The sequence below is a fragment of the Roseateles sp. P5_E11 genome, from assembly GCF_054049355.1.
This window is the reverse complement of sequence record NZ_JBFUMO010001165.1, coordinates 1-661: the sequence shown is the minus strand read 5'-3', so window position 1 is coordinate 661 and position 661 is coordinate 1. Positions and strand designations below refer to the sequence as shown.

At 60.8% G+C, this 661-nt stretch carries 1 protein-coding gene; it reads right to left on the bottom strand.

Features of this window, described 5'->3' with window-relative positions; translation table 11 throughout:
- Positions 1–661: TonB-dependent receptor domain-containing protein (locus tag ACXJKR_RS34120; RefSeq protein WP_457326634.1), on the bottom strand; the 661-nt coding region annotated here is incomplete at both ends.

Here is a 661-nt window from a genome sequence, read left to right as displayed (position 1 = left end):
GTACTTGGCCGAGAGGTCGAAGCCCGAGACCTTGGCCTGGCCGACGTTCTCCAGCGAAGCCTCGACGTGGTCGAGATAGCCCTGGGCGTTCTTGACCAAACGGCTGGAGTAGACCGAGGTGCTGGTCGTAGCGCCGGTCTGGTGGGAGAACCAGTCCTTCAGGATGTCGTCGCCGCTGAGTGCCTTGATGCCGTCCGTGATCTTGATGTCGAAGTAACCCACTTCCATCGACAGATCCTTGATCGGCTCAAAGACCATGCCGATCGTGGCGGTCTTGGACTTCTCAGGCTTGAGGTTGCGGTTGCTGTTGTTGATCACCGTCAGCTGCGTGTCGCAGTAGTTGGGATCGGGGAACTGCGCGCAGCCCTTGAGGGTGTTGTAGTACGGATCGGTGAAATTGCCGCCCGTGTTGGTGCCGGCCGAAGGTGCATACAGGTTGTCCAGCGCGGGAGCGCGGAAGCCCTTGCCCACCGAGGCACGCACCAGCAGTTCCTTCATCGGCGTCCAGCGCAGGCTGAACTTGGGGCTGGTGGACGACAGATTGGGCGAGCTGAAGGAACCATCACGCGACTCACCCTTGGCGCCGCTGTAGCGGTCGCCACGAACGGCAGCATTCAGTTCCAAGTTCTTGATGACCGGCAGGTTCAGCTCGGCGTAGATG